The 7,934-nt window shown below is 70.9% G+C and carries 6 protein-coding genes; all 6 read right to left on the bottom strand.

Annotated features, from left to right (window positions below):
* Positions 1-277: 277 nt before the first annotated feature.
* Positions 278-1,030, bottom strand: a complete 753-nt coding sequence (locus HG543_RS06765; RefSeq protein WP_169343854.1) for a LolA-like protein — start codon at positions 1,028-1,030, stop codon at positions 278-280.
* Between the two features lie 654 nt (positions 1,031-1,684).
* A complete protein-coding gene (locus tag HG543_RS06760) occupies positions 1,685-2,500 on the bottom strand; it encodes a LytR/AlgR family response regulator transcription factor (protein ID WP_169343853.1) in 816 nt (271 codons plus the stop codon).
* A complete protein-coding gene (locus HG543_RS56740) occupies positions 2,497-3,687 on the bottom strand; it encodes a histidine kinase (RefSeq protein WP_169343852.1) in 1,191 nt (396 codons plus the stop codon). The genes HG543_RS06760 and HG543_RS56740 overlap by 4 nt, the downstream gene beginning before the upstream one ends.
* A gap of 110 nt (positions 3,688-3,797) precedes the next feature.
* Entirely contained in the window at positions 3,798-4,373 is a 576-nt protein-coding gene (locus HG543_RS06750; protein WP_169343851.1) for a hypothetical protein, read from the bottom strand.
* A gap of 216 nt (positions 4,374-4,589) precedes the next feature.
* Positions 4,590-6,404, bottom strand: a complete 1,815-nt coding sequence (locus HG543_RS06745; protein WP_169343850.1) for an acyl-CoA dehydrogenase — start codon at positions 6,402-6,404, stop codon at positions 4,590-4,592.
* A gap of 122 nt (positions 6,405-6,526) precedes the next feature.
* Positions 6,527-7,651 (bottom strand): slipin family protein, encoded by a 1,125-nt coding sequence (locus HG543_RS06740; protein WP_169343849.1) that lies wholly within the window; start codon positions 7,649-7,651, stop codon positions 6,527-6,529.
* Between the last annotated feature and the right edge of the window lie 283 nt (positions 7,652-7,934).

Raw genomic sequence — 7,934 nt, 5'->3', positions numbered from 1 at the left:
GGCGGGACGGGCGTGAGCATCGGGTCCTCCATCCTGGGCTGCGCGGGGACCGGGAGCGGCTCGACCGGAGGGGATTGAATGGCTACGGCGGTGAGCGCCAGGAGGAGGAGATGGGTTGCCATGCGGCGGACGTGAGAGCAGGAGGAGAGACAGGGCCGCGAGAGGTCTGGTGCTGGCGCGAGCGCCGCACGCATGAAGTGCTTTGCGAACGAGCACCCGCGCCTGGGGAGGGTGCTCCGGCCGGGCCGTGCCGGAGCACCCTTCCAGCTCGGAGGTCTCAGCTCCGCGGGGTGGCCAGCTTGAACGTCGCGGCGTCGATGGGCGCGTCGTAGCGAGCGCTCTGGATGACCTTCTCGCCCTTCGAGCCGTCACCCTCCCACTGCACGCGGTGGCTCATCATGATGCCGTCCACGGAGCGGTAGTCGGAGAAGGAGAGCGTCTTGTTGTACGCCTTGCCCTCATGAATGCCGGCGGAGGTGCGCTTCACCTCCAGGAAGGACTTCTGGTCGATGAAGCGGGTCTCCTTGTTCGCGCCACGGGTGAGGACCAGCTTGAACGCGGGGGCGCCGTTCACCTCTTCCACGCCGTCCAGCGCCAGCGTGGTGCCCCGGGCCTTCGGGTCCAGCAGGGCGTCATCGAAGGCGGCACCCTCGGCCATCATCGCGCTCTTCTCCTTGCCCACCGGCTGCGGCGCCGCCGAGCCCTCGGCGCTCCAGCCCTGCGTTCCGTCGAAGGCCTTGCTCGACGTCACGCCGTCCTTCTCCTTGTCGTAGCGCATGAGGTTGGGACGCGCGCGCTGCATGCTCATGCGGGTGAGGGTGTTGCCCTCCTTGGAGATGGAGGTGACCTGGAGGGTCTTCACGGCCTTCAGCCGCTCCCTGCCGCCCAGGGCCTTCAGGTGCTTGTCGACGACGGCCTGGGCGCTCATCTGCGCCTGCTGGCACTCGGCGCCTTCACCCGCGAGGGCGATGGCGGGAGCGAACGTCAGGCTGGCGGCGAGCAGCGACGAAACGAGGGACTTGCGAACCATGGGGTGCCTCCGTGGGCGTGGGTGACGGAAAGCACCATGCGCCCGCGAGCGGCGCGGCGGCGGAGTGTTCAGCCGATGGGGACGTGCGTGCGGCGAACGGGCCCCTGGCCGCGGCGAGCGGGACAGGACGTTCCCGCGCGACGGAAGGTGGCTTCTCGCGCGCTCCCGTGCAGCGAACGAGGCACTGCGTGCAGCGAATGGGACCGAGGGGAAAGCAGCGCCACGAAAGGGCAGCTCAGGTGCGGCGAACGCGGCAGCTCGCGCAGCGAATGGGACAGAGAGGCACAACGGAACCTCCGGTCCGGGCACGACTGGTTGGAGAGGCGAGCAATGGTGCGGACCGACAGGCTCATGTGGAAGGGAGCCTCCATTCCGGACGCAAGCGGGTCCGACGGGGCCGGGGGGCGGACCTGGCAGGCGGAATGGACGTTCCGTTCCGTGGGGCGGCCAGGGGGCTGTCAGGCCGGGGAAGCCCGTCTCCTGGTGGGTGAGACCCGCGGAATGGAGGTTCCGTTCCGGGCAGGGCCCGACAAGGCGGGCTCCCACTGGCGTCGGCCGGAGAGCCGAGGCGACTCCGCTGCAAGTCCCATCCGCGTCCTGACTCAGACGCGGCGAACGCGGCAGGGTGCGCGGCCAATCGGTACGCCAGGTCGCTCAGCGCAGGTGCTGGAACTTCTCGCGGTGGCTGCGGGCCACGCGCAGCTCGGTGCCGCCCGTGAGCACCACGACGAGGTCTCTCCGCCCCTCGCTGCGCAGTTCGCGGATGCGGCGAGAGTTGACGATGGCCGAGCGGTGGATGCGCATGAACCGCTCCGGGTCCAGCCGCGCCTCCAGGCTCTGCATCGTCTCGCGGTGGAGGTACGCCTTCCCGCCCGCGTGAATCTGCACGTAGTAGTCGGCGGCCTCGATGTATTCGATTTCGTCCACGTCGAGGAACACCACCCGGCCCGTATCGCGGATGGCGAGCCGTTGCACCCACGGCTCGGGCGCGGCGGCGGGAGCCACCGGCGCCGGCACGGGGGGCACGCTGTCACGCTCGCCGTAGGTGGAAATCATGGACAGCAGCCGCTGGCTGAGGTCCGACATGCGAGCCTGGCGAATCTGTGCCTTGGCGCGCGCGACGGCGTCATGGAAGCGCTCGTCGCGGAAGGGCTTGAGGAGGTAGTCGAGCGCGTGGATGTCGAACGCGCGCAGCGCATAGCGGTCGTACGCGGTGACGAAGATGACGGCGGGGACCTCGCCAGGGGCCAGCCGGGCGAGCACCTCGAAGCCGTTCAGCTCGGGCATCTGCACGTCGAGCAGCACGAGGTCCGGCCGCTGCTCGCGGATGAGCCGCACGGCATCCGGTCCGTTGCCCGCCTCGCCCACGACGCTGACCTCCGGGTCGTTGGCGAGCAGCAGGCGCACTCCCTCACGGGCGAGCGGCTCGTCGTCCACCACGAGCGTGCGGATGCATGCGGTCGCGTTCATGCCGCGGGCGCCTCCACGGCGGCGGGCTGGAATGGAAGTTCCATTCGCGCGCGCACGCCGCCCTCCGGCCGGTTCTCCAACGTGAAGGACTGGCGGTCCCCATAGAGCTGCCGCAGCCGGGCGCGCACGTTGGCCACGCCGATGCACCCGGAGGCCGCTTCCCAGCCGGGAGCGAGCCCGGGACCGTCATCGAGCACCTCCAGCACCAGCCGCTCGCCCTGCCGCGAGGCGCGCAATTCCACGCGTCCGGCACCGGAGCGGGTGGCGAGCCCGTGCTTGATGGCGTTCTCCACCAGCGGCTGGAGGATGAGGTTCGGCACCAGCGCGCCGAGCGTGGCGGGGTCGATGTCTCGCGACACCTGGAGCCGGTCCTGGAACCGGGTCTGCTCGATGTCGAGATAGCGCTCCAGGAAGTCGAGGTCCTCGTGCAGGGGGACGTGCTGGCGGCCGGTGTTGTTGAGGGCCATGCGCAGCAGCTCACTGACGCCGGTGAGCATGCGGATGGAGCCGGCGGTGTCCTGCTTGCGCACGAGGACGGAGATGGCGTTGAGCGTGTTGAAGAGGAAGTGGGGATGGAGCTGGGCGCGCAGGGCTTCGAGCTGCGCGTGGGCCAGCCGTGTCTCCAGCTGGGACTGGGCCAGCTCTCCCTCGCGGTAGCGGCGGTGGTACTCCAGGGCGTAGCCCAGGGAGAGGATGCCGCCGTAGGTCAACAGGTGGGTGATGGAGTACTTGCCCATCATGGTGGGCAGGAACTGGGGCAGCGGGTTGTCGATGAAGTACTTGTCCCCGGCGAGGCGTCCGAGCGAGTGGACGAGGAGCAGGTGGGGGACGGTGAACGCGAAGAAGGCGGGAAGGTGGACGGTGAGGCTACGCAGCCAGGTGCCGCGCTCGAAGCGCCAGCGCCGTCCCACGGCGAGGATGAGCGGGGTGGCGAACGCCCAGTACTCCCAGGGCAGGAACTGCATCAGCAGCGCCCGGCTGAAGGGATACGAGGGGTCCTTGGCCTGGGTGTAGAAGTAGTTCTGGCTCGCGGAGATGAGGCCCGGCACGGCCCAGATGAGCAGCAGCGGCAGCAGGCGGCGCGCCCATTGGCGCGGCGAGGACAGCCCTGACGCGGAGGGCTCGCGCCGGAGCGTCACGGCGGGGGACGGCAGGGCGGGGCTCGCGGCGGGAGAGGTGGATTCCACGGCGGGTCCATCCTACGCCCGCACCCGGTGCACCTCCGAGCCGGTGCAGCCAAAGGGCCCCGCCGTGCAGCGAACGGGCTTGGCTGCTTGCTCCTCTCCCACATGGGCGCTCAGCGCGAGGCCAGCCGTCCCCACGAGTCGATGAAGAACGCGCCGTCCTCCGTGGCGACCTGCACGCCCCGCGGCTCCTCGTCGATGCGCCACACGGGGCCGGCGACGGTCCACGCGCGCTCGGTGCCCAGCTCCAGCACGCGTCCGTCCAGCGTGCCCGCGTAGCGCGAGGTCAGCACCGTGTACGTGGCATCCGCGGGCAGCACCTTCGCGAGCAGGTCCAGGCGCTCCACGTACTCGGCGGTGCTCGCGTCCTCGGCGTCGGGCAGCGTGTGCCAGCTCACGTCGAGCACGGGCTCCAGCGTGAAGGTGTCGTCCGTGGAGACGATGCCCACGTCGGTGGCGGCGAAGAGCCGCTCCCCAGCGACCTCCAGCGCGAGGCACGAGGTGCCCGGCAGTCCCTCCTCCGCGCCCAGCACCCGCACCGGCTGGCCCTCGGAGCTGAGGACCTCCAGGCCCTCCGAGGTGCAGGCGACGAGGTGGCCGGCGAAGGGCACCCGCTCGTACACGGCCCCCTCCTGCGTGGCGGGAGAGGAGAGGGCGAGGGCGGCGGCGATGGAGAGGGCGGAGAGCATGACGTCCCCTCCCATTGCGAACCCCGGGCCAGCGCTCCGGCCCCCGTGAGGACGCGGGGATGCGGGCTCTCGCACCACACCCGGGGGCTCCGCGTGTCTTCCCCCGGCCACGGTGCGGCCGGGGGACAGCACGTCACCGTGGAGGAATCATTCCTCCAGCACCGCATCGGGGCCGGCGGCCCGCCCTCACCGCGCGGGCAGCCCCGGGGCGTCCCGTCAGAACGACTCCTCCGGCACCTCCATCAGGTCCAGGTTGCCGGCCTCCACCATGCGGGCGGCGTGGGCGAGGCCGGGGAGCACCTCGTGGCAGTACCACCGGGCGCTGGCGAGCTTGCCCACGTAGAAGGCCTTGTCGCCGGGGTTGCTCTTCATCCGCTCCAGGGCCACCTGCGCGTGGCGCACCAGCAGCCAGCCGATGACCAGCTCCGCCACGGACATCAGCACGCGGTTGCCCTGCAGGCCCACGTGGTAGACGGACTCGCCCAGCTTGCCCATCAGCGTGCCGAGCATCGTCTCCACGTCGCCCAGCGCCCGGCCCAGCGCGGCGCGCTCGGCCTCCAGCTCCTTGCCGCCGCCGCTGCCCTCGGCCGTCTCCCGAATCTGGCCCAGCAGTCCCTGGAGCGTCGCCCCGCCGTCACGCGCCACCTTGCGCATCAACAAATCCAGCGCCTGGATGTGCGTGGTGCCCTCGTAGAGCGTGTCGATTTTCTGGTCCCGGATGTACTGCTCCACCGGGTAGTCCGTCAGGTAGCCCGAGCCGCCGTGCACCTGCAGCGACAGCGCGAGCATCTCGTACGCCTTCTCCGAGCAGTAGCCCTTCACCAGCGGCAGCAGCATGTCGTTGAGCGCGTCCAGCTCCCCGGCCTCGGTGGCGCGGTGGCCGCCCTTCAGCTCGACGCCGTCCTGGATGGCGGCGGTGAAGAGGCACAGCGCGCGCATCCCTTCCGCGTGGGCCTTCTGCGCCATCAGCATCCGGCGTACGTCCGGGTGGCGGAAGATGGGCACGCGCGGAGCCGTCTTGTCGCGGGCCTGCATCAGGTCCGCGCCCTGGAGCCGGTCCTTCGCGAAGGCGAGCGCGCGCTCGTAGCCGGCGGACAGCGTGGCCATGGACTTCACGCCCACCGCCATGCGGGCCTGCTCGATGACGTAGAACATCTGCCGCATGCCGTCGTGCACCTCGCCCAGCAGCAGGCCGCGCGCCGGCTTCCCGTCGCCGAACGTCAGCTCGCAGGTGACGGAGCCCTTCAGCCCCATCTTCTTCTCCAGCTTGGTGCACTCCACGCCGTTGAGCTCGCCGAGGCTGCCGTCCTCGTTCACCCAGTACTTGGGCACCACGAACAGCGACAGGCCCTTGGTGCCCGGCCCCGCGCCCTCCGGCCGCGCCAGCACCATGTGGATGATGTTGTCGGCCATGTCCGAGTCGCCGTTGGTGATGAAGCGCTTGACGCCTTCAATCTCCCAGACCTCGCCGCCCACGTGGCGCGCCTTCGTGCGCGCGGCGCCCACGTCGCTGCCGGCGTCCGGCTCGGTGAGCACCATGGAGCCGCTCCAGCGCCGCTCCACCATGTGCGGCAGGAAGCGGCGCTTCTGCGCGTCCGTGCCCAGCCGGTCGATGATGCGCGCGAGCAGGTTGCCCAGCGTGTAGAAGGCCAGCGACGCGTTGGCGCCCGCCAGCAATTCGAAGGTCGCCCAGCCGAGCGACGGCGGCGCGCCCAGGCCGCCCAGGTGCGTCGGCTGCTCCAGTAGGTGCATGCCCGCGTCGTAGAAGGCGCCCATCGCCTTCTTCAGGCCCGGCGGCAGCGTCACCTTGCCGCCCTCCAGCTTCGGAGGGTTGTGCTCGGACTCGTCGAAGCTGGCCGCCAGCTCGTTCGTGCACAGCTGGGCGAACGTCTGCAGCATCTGCCGCGCGGCCGTCTCGTCCAGGTCCCCGAAGGGCGCTCGGCCCAGCGACGTGTGGCCGATGTCGAGGAACTCGAAGAGGTTGAACTCGATGTCGCGCAGGTGGGGGACGTAGTGGCTCGAAGACGTCATCGCGGGCTCCTCGTCAAGGGTGGGAGGCGCGACGCTACCCGAGATTGATTCGCGAGTCAGTCGGTGACGCGCGAAGGGCCTCCGGGGCGTGTTCCCCGGAGGCCCTTGCATGACACGTCAGGTCAGGAGCCCTTCAGCTGCAGGGTGGGCACGGCGCCCTCGCCGAGCACCAGGTGCACCTGGCCGACCTTGGCCGCCAGGTCCTTGTAGGCCTCCAGCTCCTTGAGGCGGACCAGGAGCGGGTTCTCCGCCAGCACCTTGGCCGTCTGCGCCATGGAGCGGGTGGCGGCGGTCTCCTCGCGGCGGAGGATGACGTTGGCCTCGGCCTCCTTCTGGGCCTGGATGACGCGGTTGAGCAGTTCCTTCATCTCACCCGGCAGGACGACGTCCTTGATGCCGAAGCGCAGCAACTCCAGGCCCACCGTCTCGGCGCGGCCCTTCACGTCGGCGTAGAGGTTCTCGGCCACCGCCTCGCGGGAGGCGAGCAGCTCGTCGAGCGTGCGCTCCGCCACGGCCTCGCGCGCCGCCAGCTGCATGGCGAGGTAGAGGACGTCATCCGGCGACCGGGCCACCACCGCGAGCCGGCGCGCGTCGGCGACGCGGAAGGCCGCGGAGAGGTTGAGGCGCAGGGTGACGCGGTCCTTCGTCATGACCTCCTGGCCGGTGACGTGGAGCAGGCGCTCACGCAGGTCGATGAGGGCGAGCTGCACCTTGCGAGCCACCGTCCACGCCGCGTGGCGGCCGGCGGGGAGCACGGCGTCCAGCGAGCCGTCCACGTAGCGCAGCACGACGCTGCCCTCGGCGGCGGTGGCCTCGACGTAGTCGCTGGCGGGCACGAGGGCGCGCACGTCGTCACGCAGCGGCGCGGTGGCGACGCCGGAGGTGTCCACGCGCTCCACGCGCACGGAGGGCGCGGCGGGCACGAGGGCGCGGCCGGGGATGCGCTCCACCGTCCACACCTGGTGCTGACCGCGGCCGAGCCAGCGCACGGGGCGGCCCTTGTGGAAGAGGACGGCGCGCTCGTCGGCGCCGAGCTCCACCACCTGGAGGTCCGCCTCGGGCACGAGGCCGAGCAGGGCGGTGTCGAGGTTGGCGAGGGGCTGCTCGGTGCTCACGCGCACGAGCCGCACCTTGCGGAAGGGGTAGACCAGCCAGTACCGGCCGGGCACGAGGTAGCGCGCCGGCTGCTCGTCCACGAGGACGAAAGCCCGCTCGTTCTGCCCGACATCCACACGCATGATGCTCATCGCGCACCTCCCTTCTCCCCGCTTTGGGGGAGCCACTGAGACCGGGACCGAGGGTGGTCCCGGGTACTGCTGAAAAGTGAGAGCCCCGCCCTTCACGGACGTGAAGCGCCGACTGCATGCCCTGACCGCTTCCGGTCCACTCGCGCTGATGGGCCGTGACTGTCCACGGACGGCGGCAGGTGCGCCCGCTGACGGCTCGGGGTGGACCTGTCGCCCTGGCGGACGGCCGGGCGTCACCGCGGGAGAGGTGGAAGGGGCGGGCCGGCGCTCGCGTCAGCTCCGG

Origin of the sequence: Pyxidicoccus fallax, from assembly GCF_012933655.1 — a bacterium.
GTDB lineage: Bacteria > Myxococcota > Myxococcia > Myxococcales > Myxococcaceae > Myxococcus > Myxococcus fallax.
Note: the sequence above shows the minus strand (reverse complement) of the source record. Positions and strands in the feature narration are given on the sequence as shown.